The sequence below is a fragment of the Halomonas sp. DP4Y7-1 genome (genome assembly GCF_019800705.1).
GTDB lineage: Bacteria > Pseudomonadota > Gammaproteobacteria > Pseudomonadales > Halomonadaceae > Halomonas > Halomonas litopenaei_A.
The window spans coordinates 424,302-441,548 of sequence record NZ_JAHVKS010000003.1; the positions used below are offsets into that span (position 1 = coordinate 424,302).

Below are 17,247 nucleotides of genomic sequence, written 5' to 3' on the forward strand. Positions count from 1 at the left end.
CGCCGCGGGCGGCACCAGACGACGACTCAGCGATCCTCGCGCTTGAGCGCGGAGTCGGGGATGTCACCGGTTTCCAGGCGTTCGAAGCGTCCCTGCTCGGTATAGACCCAGTTGCGTCCCACCGAGGTGGCCAGGAAGCGGTCATCAAAGCCTGAGCGGATCTCCTCCTGAGGGTACCGGCGCAGGATCCAGGCCTTCATCAGTACCACATAGACCACCAGGGCGGTGACGAAACCCACGGCGTAGGCATACTCGAGAAAGATCAGCGCGAGAGTGCCACCGGCGAGCCAGGCAATCAGCCCTGCGGGATTGAAGCCACCACAGAAACGGAACTGCCCTGCAGGATCAAACAGCGCGGGTACATTGAGGCGACGCCGGCGCAGCAGATAGTAGTCAGCCACCATGATGCCCCCGACGGCAGACAGCACGGCGCCGTAGTAGCTCAGAAAGGTGAACAGGTTATCGAGAATCAGCCATGGCATTGACGCGGTGCCGACCACCCCCGCGATGACCAGCGCGACCGGATAGCTGACCCTTGGCGCCCCGGCATTGACGAAGGTCAGGGCCGCCGGAATCAGGTTGGCAGCATTGTTGGTCGACCATTGGGCCAGGATCACCATGGCCAGCAACGCAATCAGGGTGAAGCCGCCGCCTTGGCCCTGGATGACGGTGACCGGGTTCCAGTCGCCCGCCGCAATAAAGGAGACGCCGCCGATCAGTGCAATCCAGGCTTGTGTGGCGGGCAGCGCCAGGAACTGCGCCACGAAGACGTTGCGATTGCGCTGGAAGAAGCTTCTGGCACCCGCCTCGGTCTTGAGAAAGCGGGTGAGGTTGGGGATATCGACGGCGAGCGCCGACCAGAAGGCCATGTTGGCAAAGAACAGTCCCAGCGCCGCCACGTCCTGATCGCCGGCAAAGGTCCAGATGTTGATGCCTTGGGTCTCGGCCAGTACGTCCAGGGTGAAGTACATCCATACCGAGATGGCCACGATGCAGGGCGCGGCGATCGACGCCAGTAGCTCTACCGCGCGGATACCGAGGGCGGTATTGACGATCTGCACGACGGCGAACAGCAGGTACCAGAGCACCCAGTTGTCGAGGCCCCACAGGTATTCGACGATGCCGTTGAGGGCCAGCGCCCCCAGGTACGTTTGGACGCCGAACCAGATAGCCGCGACGATGCCGCGTGATACGGCGGGCAGGTGGGTGCCCTTGAGGCCGAAGGGAGCGCGCAGATAGACCGCGAACGACAGGCCGTGCTCGGTACCGATATCGGCCGTCAGGCTCATCACCACGCCCAGGACCAGGTTGGCCAGGAAGATGATGGCGACCACCTGGACCAGTGGCAGGCCAGCGACACCGCCAGCGCCTAGCTGGAAGGTGGCGATGATGACGGCCATGCCGATCCAGAGCCAGATGAAGCCCAGAAAGCCGATGGTGCGCTGATTGAGCCATACCGGCAGGATCGCCGCCTCCAGCAGATGATCGCTGGCGTTGGCCGAGGAGGGCGTCGTCGCTTGAGATGACGTACCGGAGCGCGTCGAAGGGGCAGGGGGCGGCAATGTGTGTTGAGTGCTTGTCATGGTATCGCACCTGGGTGTGAAAGGTTGTTGTTGGGAGCGATAGCGCCGGAGAGGGGAGGAGATCTCTCAAGGTCGCGTAAATGCAGTATGGATACAAAAACCATTTTTTGACAAGCTTTGCCTCTAGCCTTAAGCCGCATTTGGTACGGAAAGTAAATGCAATAGGCTGTTTTTTCGGCATAGTAGAGCCCCGGCGCGAGCGCTCCAGATGGGGTCGGGCGTGGATGACCGGGCTGCTTTCGTCGACAGGTGTCATTTTGAGCGGGTCGAAAGGGGCGGCATGAGCTGCCAGACTATGGGGCTGCCTTGCGGCAGGGCGGCTCGCCAACGACAGGGAGGGCGACTTCTGGATACGGCAGAAAAGACCAGCACGCACGGTGGGGGACGCCCGCCGCGCTATGCAATGATTCAGGATTCGCTGCGGGACGCCATACGTTCAGGCCGTGTCGCGCCCAATCAGGTGTTGTTGGAAGGACCGCTGGCACGGTTGTTCGGGACCAGTCGCGGGCCGGTTCGCAAGGCGCTGGAGCTGCTGCACGAACAAGGGGTGATCAGCCGCTTTGAAGGACGTGGCTTTGTGGCAACGCCGCACCCTGGGGCCGTGTCCCCCGCCCGGGAGCCGTTGACGGCTGAGCGCTTGGGGCTGTGTGACGACCAGGCACCGGTGGTGGACACAAGGCCCGCGGCTGAGCGGATTTACGCTGAAGTGGAAGAGGCGGTGGCGACGTGCCTCGCCTTTGGCCATTTTCGCATCGTGGAAACCACCCTCAGCGAGCACTATGGGGTCAGCAGGACGGTGGCACGCGAGGTGCTGGGGCGGCTGCGTAGCCAGCGACTGATCGAGAAGGATCGCCACTCGCACTGGTTGGCAGGCCCGCTGACGGCACAGGCCGTGGCCGAGGACTACGAGATCAGGATCCTGCTCGAGCCGGCGGCACTGAAGGCTTCGGGGCCGCATCTGGCGCGTGACGAGCTCGAGGCCATGCAGGCGCGGGTGCAGCAGCTGATCGATGCGCCTGAACAACAGAGCGCTGCGACCCTTGCGCGGCTGGAGCAGGATCTGCATCAGCACTGTCTGCGACACTATCGCAACCGTAAGGCCGGCGAAATGATCGCCCAGAGCCAGCTGCCGGTGATGGTCAATCGCATGTTCTTCCAGGTGTTGGGGGTGCCAAGCGATGAGCCGCTGCTGGTAGAGCACAAGCTTGTCATCGATCACCTGCTATATGGCGCCTTCGATGCTGCCGCCTCCAGCCTGCAATCACACCTCCAGGCCGCCGCTGAGCGTACCCGGCGTCGCCTCAAGGTGCTGTCAGTGTTTCCTGAACCTGAACTGCCGCCTTACCTGCAGCGCATCGTATGATCCCTGGCGGTGGCGATCTCCCCTGTTGCTGCTGACGTCAGGTCTCCGGCGTCGCTATCTCTCTAGCATGACCGGCAGCCGCTGACCTCTCGTTCTGCTGTCGCTGGCCGCTTCTGGGGCTGTGGCTCAGCCCCTGTGGCTTTCCCTTTTCCCTCTCCCTCTCTCTATCCCTCTATCCCCCTATCCCCCTTCTGCTTCCACTGATGCTTGCCGCGGCTGCGTCATGCTGGGGCACTGAAAAATGTCATCGGAATGCGATGATCAAAAAAATGACGTTCTGCGTTTTTATCCGTTCCTGCGCTTTCTCTTTTTTCGACTTTAGTTGTATTTCTTGCGAGTCCCAAGATTCCCGGTGCTTCTTTCCTGTTGTTTCTATTTTGTTGAGAAAAAAGGCGTTAGTGCGTTCTTTGCGGTGGATGAGAGCGTCTGTCGATGGATCCCTTACGCCTCGAAAGCGAAAAGCTACCGTCTTGACAAAAATGACCTTTGTATCCAGTCTTCAATTGAAAGGCGATGTTCTGGAGAGGTGAGCTGCGCTCTATCCCGTGTCCAGATGCCCATGGCGTGGCCGGTTTCGCCAACAGATCTCAATAACTCCAAGTGACAAGACGAGGTTTACACGATGGCCAAGAAAGAAATTCTCTGTGCGTTTGGTGTCGACGTGGATGCCGTGGCCGGCTGGCTCGGCTCCTATGGCGGCGAAGATTCACCGGACGATATCTCCCGCGGGCTGTTCGCTGGCGAGGTCGGCGCCCCCCGCCTGCTCAAGCTGTTCGAACGCTACAACCTCAAGACCACCTGGTTCATTCCCGGCCACAGCATCGAGACCTTCCCCGAGCAGATGAAGGCAGTGGTCGACGCGGGTCATGAAGTCGGCGTGCACGGCTACAGCCACGAGAACCCCATCGCCATGACCCGCGAGCAGGAGCGCGATGTCCTTGATCACAGCATCGAGCTGGTGACCAAGCTGTCCGGCAAGCGCCCCACTGGCTATGTCGCTCCATGGTGGGAGTTCAGTCCGGTGACCAACGAGCTGCTGCTCGAGCGGGGCATCAAGTACGACCACAGCCTGATGCACAACGACTTTCATCCGTACTACGTGCGTGTAGGCGACTCCTGGACCAAGATCGATTACTCCAAGTCCGCCAAGGAGTGGATGAAGCCCCTTGAGCGGGGTGAGGAAACGGATCTGATCGAGATTCCCGCCAATTGGTACCTCGATGACCTGCCGCCGATGATGTTCATCAAGAAGTCTCCCAACAGCCACGGCTTTGTCAGCCCGCGGCAGCTGGGCGAAATGTGGCAGGACCAGTTCGACTGGGTCTACCGCGAGAATGACTACGCAGTATTCACCATGACCATTCACCCGGATGTGTCCGGGCGTCCCCAGGTGCTGATGATGCTCGAGCGCCTGATTGAGCACATGCAGAGCCACGAGGGCGTGCGCTTCTGCACCTTCGACGAAATCGCCGACGACTTCGCCAAGCGCCACCCCAGAACCTGAACGAACCGAAGGGATGCTCTCGCTCGGCGCCGTTGCCGGGCGAGCCACCAAGCCTTCACGTTTCGCCCCGCCTGACCTTCACACCACAACGATAACGAACAAAGGGTGACGTCGATGACTGAACCAACCTCCACTGTGTCCTCCAGTGCCCCTGGCACGGCTCCCGCCGACGCAGAAGCCCCCTGGAACGCGGTCATAACCAAGAAACAGATTGGCTATGCCTCTCTGGTCTGCTTTATCGCCTGGGTGGCGTCGGTCTACGACTACACTCTGTTTGGCACCTTGCTGCCGGTGATCGCCGAGGACTTCGGTTGGACCACCGCCAAGGCCACTGCCGTCAATACCTGGGCCACCATCGGGGTCTTTCTGGTCTCTCTGGTGGTCGGCACGATGCTCGATCGCTTCGGTCGCAAGAAGACCCTGATCTTTCTGGTGATCGGGGGCGCGGTCAGCTCGGGTCTGTCGGGGATCGCCATCGGTGCGGCGTCCATGGTGATCATCCGCGCCTTCTCTGGCTTTGCGGTTTCTGAAGAGGTGGTCAATGCCGTCTACCTCAACGAGATCTACAAGAAGGCCAAGGGGCGTGGCTTCATGTATAGCCTGGTGCAGAGCGGCTGGCCGGTGGGTGCCCTGCTCGCCGCCGGGATGACCTCACTGCTGCTGCCCATAGTGGGCTGGAGAGGAAGCTTCTTCGTGGCCGCCTGTGCCTCGATCATTGTCATCGTGATGGCGATCAAGCTGCCGGAATCCCCTGTCTTCGCCGCCATCAAGGAAGTCGAGCGCCGGCGCAAGGCGGGTGACGACAGCGGGGCGGCGAGTCTTGCGGCCGAACACGACATCGAGGTCAACAATGGCGAGAACCTGGGACTCAAGGGCGTGTTCTCGCCAGAGCTGCGTCGCCACACCATCTCCCTTTCGCTGGTCTGGCTGTTCAGCTGGATGGCGATCCAGGTGTTTGCGGTATTGGGTACCACAGTGCTGGTCGAGGCCAAGGGTGTCAGCTTCGAGAGTTCCCTGTATGTCCTGATCCTGGCGAACGCCGTGGGCTTTGTCGGCTACCTCAGTCATGGCTGGGTAGGTGATCGTATCGGGCGTCGCAATACCGTGTTGCTGGGCTTTCTGCTCGGGGGCATCGCCAGCATGCTGATGCTGTTGGGGCCGGCGACCGATGGCTTTGTCTATGCCATGTACGCGGTCACCCTGTTCTTCCTGCTCGGCCCGTTCGCCGCCATCCTGTTCTACATGGGGGAGTCCTTTCCGGCTCACGTGCGTGGCACCGGCGCCAACGTCGCCCACGTCATGGCGCCGGTGGGGGCGATCATCGGTTCCGGGCTGGTGTCACTGCTGCTGACCGCTGGTGTCAGCATGACCTGGGCGGCGATTCTGGCCGGCTCACTGCCGCTGCTGCTTAGTGGTCTATTGATGTTCGGTACGCGTCAGGTCGATCACCGCGAAGAGGATGTTCTCAAGGAGGTGGCAGCATGAGTCGCTTGATGCGTGACGATGGACTGGAAGGCAAGGTCGCCATGATCTCTGGTGCGGCCAGTGGCATCGGGCAAGCCCTGGCGGTCAGTTATGCCAAGGCGGGGGTCAAGGTGGTTGCTGGCTTTTATCCGGGCGACCCCCATGATGTCGAGACCACCGTTGCCGCGGTGCGAGAAGCCGGCGGCGAGTGCCTGGCGGTGGCGGTGGACGTGCGTGATGGCGAGCAGTGTGATGCGCTCGCCCAGGCCGCCGTCGAGCACTTTGGGCGACTGGATATTGCGGTTGCAGGCGCGGGAATCCTGCGCCAGGCCGCGCTGGAAGACCTCACCGACGATGCCTGGAATGACATGCTGTCGGTGGACCTGACCGGGGTCATGCGGATCTTCCGCTCCGCCGCCAGGGTGATGACCGGGCCTGGCGCCATGGTCGCGGTGTCCTCCATCGCCGGGGGCGTGTATGGCTGGGATGACCATGCCCATTATGCCGCCGCCAAGAGTGGCCTGGTGGGGCTGGTGAAGTCATTGGCGGTGGAGCTCGCCCCACGAGGTATTCGCGTCAACACCCTGATTCCTGGATTGATCGAGACGCCACAGTCATTGGACCCGGTCAACTCCCTGGGGCCGGAAGGCCTGGCGGCGGCAGGCAAGGTGATTCCCGCTGGACGTGTTGGGCACGCCGATGAGGTCGCCCGCACGGTGCGCTTTCTGACCAGCGATGACGCCTCTTACGTCACCGGACAGCAGCTGATTGTCGACGGCGGCCTGACCGTGCGCTGGCCCAGCTGACACCCTTGCGGGGGTGGGCCAGCTCACCCCCGACTTTCCCCAGAGGAGGATCGTTGCATGACACTCAAGCTTGAAGGCAAGGTGGCTCTGGTGGTGGGAGGTGGCAGCGGTATCGGTCGCGCCATTGCCTCGCTGTTTCACGCCGAGGGCGCCGTCGTTGCGCTGGCGGATCGTAACGCCGATGCCTGCGCTCAGCTGGCCGATGAGCTCGATGCGCGGGCCAGCGTCCACCGCGTGGATGTCTCCGACGAGGCCTCGGTGGCGACCATGGTCGATGAGGTGATCGGCCGCCATCAACGCATCGACGTGCTGGTCAACAGCGCCGGAATACTCGACGAAACGCCGTTTCTGGAGATGAGTGCGGACACCTTTGACCGCATGATTGGCATCAACCTGCGCGGGGTCTTTCTGGTCAGTCGGGCCGTGGCGCCACACATGGTGGAACGCAGGAACGGACGCATCATCAATGTGGCTTCACAGCTGGCGCTCAAGGGCGGCACGGGGCTGTCCCACTACTGCGCGGCCAAGGCCGGGGTGCTGGGGCTGACCAAGTCCATGGCCCGGGACCTTGCTCCCTACAACGTGCTGACCAATGCGATTGCCCCTGGTCCTATCCTGACCCCGATGCTGGAAGGGCTGAGCCCGGAATGGATCGCCGACAAGGAAGCCGAATTGCCCCTCGGGCGTTTCGGCAGAGCCGAGGAGGTGGCGCCTTCGGCGCTGATGCTGGCGGCGTCGCCGGACGGTGATCTGTATCTTGGCCAGACGCTTGGGCCCAACAGTGGCGACGTGATGTAGCCATCGTCCACGGGAGCCCCTTCATGGTGACTCTTCTGCTGATCAAGTGGCTGGCGACCGCGTCAGTGGTGATCGGTGTCTCGTTGGCCGCCGTCCGCCTGGGCCCCGGGATTGGCGGGGTACTGGCCGGCACCCCGATCGTGCTGGGACCAGGTTACTTCTTCATGCTGCGTGAGCAGCCAGGTGGCCTGGTCGCAGATGCCGCGCTGGGGTCATTGCACGCCATGCTGGCCACCCTGGCCTTCTGTCTGGCCTTTGTGCTGGCGTCGGGTCGCTTTGGAGCCTGGGCCAGCGCCGGTATTTCCGCGGGCCTGTGGTGGGTGGCAGCAGCGGTCGCCAATGCGCTACCCGGTGGTGTGGGACTGGCACTGATCGTGTTTCTTGCCTGTCTGGCCATGGCCATGCGACGGCTGCGCTCGCTTCACCTGGCATCGGTGTCGGTATCGGCGCCGGTACGCTGGGTCGATCTACTGCTTCGGGGTTCTCTGGCGGGCGCCATCGTGTGTCTCGCCACGCTGTTGGTCGGCACCTGGGCACCCGCGGTATCGGGCATGGTCCTGAGCTTCCCGATCGGTATGCTTACCATCGCCCTGACCCTGCACCAGCGCTACGGAGCAGCGGCAGCGCGTGCCACCCTGGCCAGCACCCAGCTGGGCATGTTGAGCCTGGTGGCCTTCAGCGCCGTCCTCGCACTCAGTGCCGATACTCTTCCCCCCACGACCGCCTTCAGCCTTGCCGTAGCGGCAGCGTTAGCCACCAGCGGCGCCTTATGGGCGAGGCAGGTGGTTGGCTGGCGCTGCGCGAGGACTTCCAGGAAATCCGGCTAGGCTCATCGATGACATGCAAAAAAAACCCCACCGAGGTGGGGGAAAGAGAGAGACCTGCTTAAGTCTGGTGAGCGATAGCAGGCTTACTCGACATGCCTGATTCTGCAAAAAGCTCTGATGCGCGTTTCCGTAGGGTGTCTCCCTCATTCGTGATTCAGAGGTGTCTCTTAGTCAGGCGTGGTCGGCATTTTGGTCCTGCCATGGCGAGAAGGGCGTCAGTCGAATATGCTGTTGGCCGGCCAAGCCCGGCAGGTGTGTACCTGGCGCGGCACTATAAAGGAAAGAAGAGGTGCTGGCCCCGCCCATTGTCGACTGGAGACACCACCCCATGCGTCATCTTCGTAGCCGAGGCTCCAGGGCCTTGACGGCCGTGCTGGCCGGTACCTTTCTGCTGAGCGGTCTAGCGGCTGGCACCGCCAGTGCGCAGACTCGTCTGACCTACAAGTCGGCGTCTGCCGGCACCGCCTATTACCAGATGGGGGTCGAGCTATCCGAAGCCATCAAGGCCGGTACCGAGGGTGAGGTCACGCTCACCTTGGAAGAAAGCCAGGGATCGGTGCAGAACGTCATGGAAGTGATGGCGCGGCCCGGTAATTATGTCTTTACCTCCCCCCCGGGCCTGGTCAGCAAGGCACGCGAATCCAGCGGCCCGTTCGAGAACCGCAACCATCCGCGCTTCCAGGAGATTCGCGCGCTGTTCCCGATTCCGTCACTGACCATGCATTTTGTGGTGGCCGGCGAGCAGGACACCCTGTCGCTGGATGAACTGGCTGGCAAGCACCTGCTGATCGGCCAGGGCTCCTTCGGCGCCAGAGAGGCTGCGCGCTATCTGGACCTGTTCGAGCTCGCCGATCAGGTCGAGGTCGACGACGCCGACGTGGGCAGCGCTCCCGATGCGCTCAAGAATGGGCAGATCGACGCCTTTGCCACCGCGAGTTCTTTCCCCGCGCCCAATGTGATCGAGACGGCGGCGAGCCACGATGTCGGGCTGGTGTCCTTCAGCGAGGCCGAGGTGGAGGCAACCGGAGCTGCGCCTCAGATCATTCCCGCCGGTACCTATGCGGGTGTGGATGAAGACGTGCTGACCACGTCACTACCGGTGGTGGCCTATACCACCAGCGCGATGGATGAAGAGACCGCCTACACCCTCACCAAGACCTTCTGGGAACGGCGAGAGGCGATGGCCAAGACGTCCCCCTGGTGGCAGGCCATTTCTCCTCAGATGCTGGCTAACCTCGAGGGACCTCTGCATCCCGGAGCGCTTCGCTACTACGAGGAATCCGGCGTTCAGATTCCTGACGCTCAGCGCTGATCATTCCTTGAGCTGACAGAGTATTCGCCATGAATGCCATTCCCGGCTGCGTGGCGAATACGCGTTTTCCTGGCTCCTCTTTATCGATTTTCCGTAAAACTGGCCTGGCCACTGCCGCGAAGATCACTTCGGGTAATGGCACCGTCCCTGCTGAAATAGTGATGTCATGAGTTCAAGCGATGCCGCCCGCTCGGCCACCGACAACGACGCCCGACGCACCCTCACGCCTGTGTGGGTGGGCCTGGGTACCCTGTCGGTGGTGTTCCACCTTGGCCTGATCTTCCATGGCCTGACTCCGGCGCTGATCAGTCGCCCTCTGCACATGGCGCTGGTGCTGCCATGGGTACTGGTGTTTTCCGCCCGCACTCGCTGGCAGCATGCCAGCGGCCTAGCACTGACGGCGCTGGGTGTCGCTGCCTGTCTGTTCATCGTCATCAACGAGGATGCCCTGAGCGGCCAGTATGGCTTTATCGATACCCCGTTGCAGATGGCGGTGGGCGTGCTGTTGATCGTCGTCGCGCTGGAAGCCGCGCGGCGTGCGATCGGCTGGCCATTGCCACTGGTGACGGCGTTGGCGCTGGGCTACGCGGCCCTGGGCCAGTATCTACCCGGTGAGTTCGGTCATCCGGGGCTGCCCATGGCAAGCCTAGTGGGCTCGCTGACCATTGCCGAGGGTGGCCTGTGGGGCAAGCTGACCGGGGTCAGCGTGTCGGTGGTCGCCATCTTCGTGATCTTCGGCGCGGTGCTGAATGCCGGTGAAGCGGGTCGAGGATTCATGAACCTCGCAGGTGCCGCGGCGGGTCGTCTGACCGGAGGTGGCGCCAAGGTATCGGTGATCTCGAGCGCCTTGATGGGGTCGATCTCGGGCTCGGCGTCGGCCAATGTGGCCTCCACCGGCGCCATCACGATTCCTTCCATGGCCCGGCTTGGCTACCCGCGCTCGCTGGCCGGTGCGGTCGAAGCGGTAGCCTCGTCCGGTGGCCAGATCATGCCGCCGTTGATGGGGGCTGGCGCCTTCGTCATGGTCGAGCTGACCGGGACTCCCTACACCGAGATCATGGGCGCGGCGCTGCTGCCGGCGTTTCTCTACTTCGCCACGGTGTGGATCGGTATCAATGCCTTCGCGACTCGCCATGACTTGAAGCCTGTGGCTGCGGAAGATCGCCCGGCGCTGCGTGAGGTGGTCACGACGGCACTGTTCTTTGCGGTGCCCTTCGCGATCCTGCTGGAACGTATCTTTCACGGCGGCAACACGCCCCAGTATGCTGCCAGCGTGGCGATCTTCGCAGGGCTTGCCCTGTTGGCCATGAATGCCGAGCTCAAGGTGTCGGGGGCGGAGTTTCGCGCGCGCCTGGCCCAGGCAGCGCTGACGGCCGGTCGCCAGATTGCCGTCATCGGGGCCATAATTCTTTGCGCCTCCCTGGTCATTGGTGTGCTGGCGCTCACCGGGCTGGGGGTCAAGGTGACCTCTGCCATTCTGTCGCTGTCCGGTGGGCAGCTATGGCCGGCGCTGCTGCTGACCGCGCTTGCCTGCCTGGTACTGGGTATGGAAGTGCCGACCACTGCGGCCTATGTCATCTGTGTGTCGGTGGCTGGACCCGCGCTGACCGAGCTGGGGTTGCCAGTGCTGACGGCTCACCTGTTCGTATTCTGGTTCGCGCTGCTCTCCACCATCACCCCGCCGGTGTGCGGGGCGGTGTTCATCGCTGCTGGCATGGCCGATGAAAACTGGCTCAAGGTCGCGGCCAAGGCCATGGCGCTGGGGGTCGGTCTGTACCTGATCCCGTTGGCCATGGTGGCGCATCCGGCGCTTTTGGATCTTGGCGGTGGGATTGTCCTTGCCCTGGGCACGACCCTTGGCGTGCTGCTTGGCCTGGGGCTGACGTCCTACGGACTGATCGGACGCTTCCGCTGGTGGGTCAGGTTGGTGCTGGTGGCGTTGGGGCTTGGCGTGATCTTCGTCCCCTGGCCTGTGCTCTGACCGGTGTTCTTACCGGTGCTCTGGTCTGTACTCTGTCCGGTGCTCTGGTCTGTACTCTGAGCCGTTCTCTGGCTGTTACGACGGGGGCAAGGCCATCGAAAAAACGGTGGTCGTTAGACGATAATTCCTGCATCGATGATGTGATGATGAGTGAGCGACGGGAGCGCAAAAAAGGATAAATAGCTGCTTTTCATGAGCGGCTATTCCGTGCGTTTTATTGTTAAGTTTGTAGGTTCTTCTAATAAAAAATTGTCGCTTTCTCGGAAAGTCATTGCGATGTGATGGCTCACGTCGAGGGCTTGGGTAGGATTCTCCTGTGACTACATGGATGTTGCCAGGAGAGGATCTTTCATGCCCATTACGTGCGCTAGATTGGATATTGATCCCTTGTCGATGGCCTGCCATCGAACGCTGTGCCGATGCCAGCAAGGCTGGCATTTATGAGCGATCCCTCCTGGTGGAAGGCGCTACGCGCCTCTTTCGATATTCCGCTGTCACAGAACGAGCGGCTGCTCCAGCTTGAACTGCACGGTGCCACGTCAGCGGGCCCAGCCCTGATCCCCCACCGTCTGGTCGGGCAGGAGCAGATGTCACGCCCGTTCTGCTATCGCCTCGATGTGATCGCCCAGCGAGGCGATATCGAGCTCAAGTCCTTGATGGCCCAGCCCGCCACCATCGCGATTCGTCAGGCCGATGGGCGCTACCGGTCGCTGTCCGGTCTGGTCGAGACCGCGGCGCTATTGGGCGAGGATGGCGGCGTCTTCTACTACCAGCTGACCCTGGTGCCTTGGCTTGCGATGCTGAACCTGGGACGCGACAGCCGCATCTTTCAGGACAAGAGCGTCCTTGAGATCATCGAAGACGTCTTTTCTGGCCATGATATCGCCCGGGGCGGCTGGCGCATCGACGTACGTCGCGACTACCTGGCGCGCAGCTACTGCGTGCAATACCGCGAGAGCGACTACCATTTCGTCAACCGCCTGATGGAACAGGAAGGCCTGTTCTACTACTTCGAGCATTCTCAGGGCGATGGCCAGCACATTGGCCACAACGATAGCCACAACAGCAGCCTCAACAACAGCCAGAGCGCCGGTAGCCCAAGCGCTGAGACCGCTCTTCACCGTCTGGTGATCACCGACGATGTGGCCACCTGCCAGGCGGTCGCGCCGCGCCAGATTCGCTTTCATCGCCAGGCCGCCACCGAGACCGAAGACGCGCTTACCCAATGGGGCGGACGTCGCCAGCAGCAGGCGACAAGGGTCAGCCTTGCCACCTACGACTACAAGCAGCCTCGCCTGGTCAAGCGCACTGACCTGCTGTCCCGCGACAAGCAGGGTAACCTCTCGGACGAGGAGGTTTACGACGCCCCCGGCGAGTACTACTACCATGACCACTATCACGGCGAGCGGCTGACCGAGCATCGGCTCGCGGCTTTGGAATCTCGCGCCAAGCGCTTCTTTGGCAGTGGCGGCGCCCGCCAGCTTCAGGTCGGTCGCTTCTTCGAACTGACCCAGCACGCTCAACATGACCGCGGCGAGACTACCGAACGCGAATTCCTGGTGTTGGGTCTCAGCCTGTTCGCCGAGAATGCCCTGCCGGTCTCGGCCCACCTCCACACCTTGCCCGGCAGCCTGCAACAGGAACTGCTGGATGCCCGCCGGGCCCACGGACTTGAGGACGACAGTCTTCATCGTGACGACTACCAGCGTGCCGGTACCGGCCACTACCTGATGGACCTGGAGGCCCAGCGCCTGACCCAGCCCTACCGCTCGGCGCTGGATCATCCTCGACCTGTCATGGGGGGACCCCACACCGCCATCGTGGTGGGACCCGAGGGTGAGGAAATCCACACCGACCGGCTCAACCGGGTGAAAGTGCAGTTCCATTGGGATCGGCTGGGGCAGCGGGATTCCCAGTCGAGCTGCTGGCTGCGAGTCAGCGAGGCCAACGCCAGCGCCGGTTGGGGCGGTGTCTTTGTCCCGCGTATCGGCCAGGAAGTGATCGTCAACTTCCTCGAAGGAGACCCGGACCGCCCGCTGATCACCGGGCGCGTCTATAACGGTGATGAACAGCCCGAGTGGCATTCCAACGGTCTGCTATCCGGCTTCAAGTCCAAGACCTACCGGGGTAACACGTACAACGAGCTGGTATTCGATGACGCCACCGACCAGGAGCGGGTTCGTCTTAATTCCGAGCACGCCAAGACTCAGCTGAACCTGGGCTACCTGATCCACCAGCAGGGCAACACCCGCGGCGACTTTCGCGGTACCGGCTTCGAGCTGAGAAGCGACGCCTTTGGCGCTGTACGCGCCCATCAGGGACTGCTGCTGACGACCTGGGGGCAACTGGGCGCGAACGGTGAACAGCTGGCCCTGGCCCCGGCGTATCAAGAGCTCGCCAGCGCCTGGCAACTGGCCGATAGCCTCAGTCAGAGTGCGGTGGAGCACAGCGCCGACGCCTTGGCCGCCCGCGCCAACCTGAAGCAAGCCGCCGACGACACCCAGGGCGTGGCGGGTGAGGCCACCCAGGCCAACGCGTTCGACGGCGGAAGCGCACGCACGGCAAGTCTTGGCGGGCGCGGCCAGGCCGGGAGTTTGAAGCAGTCCTGGTTGCACCTGGCGTCTCCTGCGGGCATCGCCGCGAGCACCCCGCAGTCCACCCATTTTGTCCAGGGTAAGTCGCTCAGCGTCACCAGCGGTGAGGACATCAACCTGGCCACGGGCAGGAGCCTGCTGGGTGCGATATCCGAGGCGCTCTCGCTGTTCGTGCAGCGCGCCGGCATCAAGCTGTTCGCCGCCCAAGGCAAGGTCGATATCCAGGCCCAGTCAGATGAGATGGCCCTGACCGCCGAGAAGCAGCTGACCATCACCTCCACCGAGGACAGCGTACACATCGCTGCCGAAGAGGAAATCCTGCTGACCAGCGGCGGAGGCTATATCCGCCTCAAGGATGGGGATATTCAGATCCACGGGCCGGGACTGGTGGACCTGAAGGGCGCGCAGCATAGCTTTGCGGGGCCGACAAGCTTGCAGCAGTTGCTGGCTCCATTGCCCGAGCCTCAAGGAATATTTTCCGAGTTTTTCGTTCTGCGTGACAAGAAGACGAATTTGCCCCTGCGTTTCGCAAAGTACCGGATCGTGACTGCAGAGGGCAGGGCTATCGAGGGTCGTAGTGACGAAGAGGGGCGGACGCAGAAGGTAGTTACCCGTCAACCAGAGCGCCTGAGCATCACGGTTCTAGACCGGCTTGATGACCTGGATGACATTTTTGATGCGCAGGGAGGCGTGTGACATGACAGAGGCTTCGACACTACCCGCTGATACGGAAGATGGTAATGCCCAAACCCGCCTGATGCCGCAAGGACGTGATGTTGCGATTGGAGGCTCGCCGCTGCTGTTCTATGCGGTGGGGCGAGATAAGTTGGTGAGCGTGTCACCCGAGGGAGCTGCGCACTTTATTGAGGAGTGCCGGTTAATGGAAACCGTGGTGGAGGAGCATCAACATGCACTAGATGAGCTATCCGCTGCCACTAGTAACTATATTGCGTTGATGATGTCGGACATCCGTGATCAACAGTTTGTTATGGACAGAGAGTCCTTGAGGCAACAGGTCCTGACAGCGCAACGCAAGGTGGACGAGAAAAATCGTGCGCTGAAGGATGTGATTGAGCCGCTGACGGAGTTGAGTAGCGAAACGAACAAGGTGATGGAGCTAATCCCTATTCAACGAAGAGCTTCAAGAACTGAACACTTCAGACTGGTGTACGCCAGGTCTCATATCATCAGAGCGATATCTGAAGAGATACCGTTAAGCGGTGGTAGCGGTAATGCTAGCCAGACGGTGCTCACCAACGGACGTGTCGATACTGACAAGCTAGTGCGCCAGATGGTGAATGTCAGTGGTGAAGCTAAGGTGAAAGCAGATTTTCCGTGGTTTGAAGATTGGCTGAAGAAGGAAAAAGAGACAGTTGATCTGTTTAAGTGGTCTGAGGCGATCAACGAAAACCTGTCTGCGAAGTACGAATTGCTTGAGGGTGAGGAACACGATAAGGATAGCTCGCGTGTTGAGCTATCTGCTGAAGCTCAGTTGATGCGCTGGACATCAGGTGCAAGTGGTATGAGCGGAGAGTTCAACCCCTTTCAAGGAAAAGCCTCCCTCAAGGCTGACGCAAAAGCAGAATTGGTCCTGGCGGAAGCCAAGGCATCATTGGATTTTTATACTCCCGCTGGTGGCCTGATGCTGGCCTGTGAGCTTCCCAATGAAGCCGGGATCATTGATCTGGGGATGATACGGTCGCATGCGTTTATCACCTGTAGTGGAGGGGTTGGAGCCAGCGTAGCCGCCGAGTTGAGTTTGAATATCGATATGCGTGATGGTCTGTTGCAGACTCGTGGTGTGCAAGGACAGCTTGCCCAACGAGGACTACCCGGCGAGCAGCGGTCGGTGGTGCGTCAGTCAGGTGCACCCCAGCTGGATAATAGTGAAATCGCCGGGGGAATGGCAGCCTTTGCCGGAGGCCAAGCGATCGCAACCTTCGGGGTGCAGCTTGAATGGAAGAACCCCGAAGAAGGCAATAAGTTTAAACCTTTTGCAAAAAGTGCACCAAGTGCTGTGGGAATGTTGGGGATCGGTGCCGCTGCCAATTTCTCTGTTTACTATGATAATGGAAAGTTTCGAATATCTGCTCAGGCTGGGGTGTGCTGTGGGATTGGACTTAAAGGTAAAATCGATTTCGAGGTGGATGCTGGCCTGATCTACGAATTTGCTAAATGGGTGGCTTATCAACTGAAGAACATTGATTATTCAAGGCTGTTTTTCATTAATGAAGATGCATTTTACGTGTTATCAAATGTTATCGCAATAATGGTCGCTGAAGGAGGAGATATTTCTGATTATTTGGCTGATACAGCAGATGTTGTAGAAAAACTTGCCAGTGAGGTGTTTTCTGAACTATCGAGCAATGCAGAAAACGCTTATAAGAGAAGCGATTTGGCCGAGCGAATCAATGAAAATCCTGACTTACTTAGATATGCGACTCCGGATACAAAAGGGCTGATTATCTACTGGCTGATGCAAACTAATATCTTCGATGTTTACCATCCCTTGAATAGGGATGTTGAGGGCTGGTGGGAAAACCCCAGTCTGTTTGGTTTTATGAACGAAAGGAAGACCGCGATTATGCACGTTCTTCACTTGGTTCAGTCCAAGAGTGAGATGAGAAATGTCATGAGGCGTATCACTCCTAAGGTTGGAGAAATCATTGATAGTAGAACAGGTGAGGAAATGGTTTCTTGCTTTTTGGCAAGAGGCGAAAGAGAGCTGCCTCCTCCGCTATCGAGTCATTTCGAGCGTGCGTTTGTCTACCTCCGAGCGAGCTTGATAAGAGATGCGTCATCTGTGGGTACTGAAATAGTAAGAAACGATGACTTGAAATATAGGCTGCAGGAGGATGTGTCACGCTATTTTAATACACCATGCGAAAATGAAACACAGTGTATACTTGAAATTGACGTGTTAAGTGAAGAGTGAAGTGGGGGGATAAGCTGATGTACTTTGCCTTCGGTTCGTCCCGGTTTTGGTTTAGCACGAATTGTCTGTAAATTTATCGG

The 17,247-nt window shown here is 60.5% G+C and carries 11 protein-coding genes; 10 read left to right on the top strand and 1 reads right to left on the bottom strand.

Going from position 1 to position 17,247, the window contains the following annotated elements:
- Positions 1-26 precede the first annotated feature (26 nt).
- Positions 27-1,583, bottom strand: coding sequence for an NCS1 family transporter (locus tag KUV72_RS08380; RefSeq protein WP_261317403.1), 1,557 nt, complete (start codon positions 1,581-1,583; stop codon positions 27-29).
- Positions 1,584-1,863: 280 nt separating this feature from the next.
- Here KUV72_RS08380 and KUV72_RS08385 point away from each other — a divergent pair, with 280 nt between their 5' ends.
- The 10 genes from KUV72_RS08385 to KUV72_RS08430 all read left to right on the top strand — a co-directional run bounded on the left by KUV72_RS08385 (position 1,864) and on the right by KUV72_RS08430 (position 17,167).
- Positions 1,864-2,946, top strand: coding sequence for a GntR family transcriptional regulator (locus KUV72_RS08385; RefSeq protein WP_222237994.1), 1,083 nt, complete (start codon positions 1,864-1,866; stop codon positions 2,944-2,946).
- Between the two features lie 622 nt (positions 2,947-3,568).
- Entirely contained in the window at positions 3,569-4,450 is an 882-nt protein-coding gene (locus KUV72_RS08390; protein ID WP_206942328.1) for a polysaccharide deacetylase family protein, read from the top strand.
- A gap of 114 nt (positions 4,451-4,564) precedes the next feature.
- Positions 4,565-5,935 carry an MFS transporter gene (locus KUV72_RS08395; protein ID WP_206942330.1) on the top strand — a complete coding sequence of 457 codons (1,371 nt, stop codon included), beginning with the start codon at positions 4,565-4,567 and terminating at the stop codon, positions 5,933-5,935.
- Positions 5,932-6,720 (top strand): SDR family NAD(P)-dependent oxidoreductase, encoded by a 789-nt coding sequence (locus KUV72_RS08400; RefSeq protein ID WP_222162168.1) that lies wholly within the window; start codon positions 5,932-5,934, stop codon positions 6,718-6,720. Before KUV72_RS08395 ends, KUV72_RS08400 begins: the two co-directional genes overlap by 4 nt.
- Positions 6,721-6,777: 57 nt before the next feature.
- Positions 6,778-7,518, top strand: a complete 741-nt coding sequence (locus tag KUV72_RS08405) for an SDR family NAD(P)-dependent oxidoreductase (protein ID WP_222237995.1) — start codon at positions 6,778-6,780, stop codon at positions 7,516-7,518.
- Between the two features lie 23 nt (positions 7,519-7,541).
- Positions 7,542-8,345: a hypothetical protein gene (locus KUV72_RS08410; protein ID WP_206942336.1), complete on the top strand. Its 804-nt coding sequence runs from the start codon at positions 7,542-7,544 to the stop codon at positions 8,343-8,345.
- A 328-nt stretch (positions 8,346-8,673) separates the two neighbouring features.
- Entirely contained in the window at positions 8,674-9,657 is a 984-nt protein-coding gene (locus KUV72_RS08415; protein ID WP_206942338.1) for a TAXI family TRAP transporter solute-binding subunit, read from the top strand.
- Positions 9,658-9,823: 166 nt separating this feature from the next.
- Entirely contained in the window at positions 9,824-11,638 is a 1,815-nt protein-coding gene (locus KUV72_RS08420) for a TRAP transporter permease (protein WP_222237996.1), read from the top strand.
- A gap of 440 nt (positions 11,639-12,078) precedes the next feature.
- Positions 12,079-14,928 carry a type VI secretion system Vgr family protein gene (locus KUV72_RS08425; protein ID WP_222237997.1) on the top strand — a complete coding sequence of 950 codons (2,850 nt, stop codon included), beginning with the start codon at positions 12,079-12,081 and terminating at the stop codon, positions 14,926-14,928.
- 1 nt (position 14,929) lies between these two features.
- A complete protein-coding gene (locus KUV72_RS08430; RefSeq protein WP_222237998.1) occupies positions 14,930-17,167 on the top strand; it encodes a hypothetical protein in 2,238 nt (745 codons plus the stop codon).
- Positions 17,168-17,247: the final 80 nt, after the last annotated feature.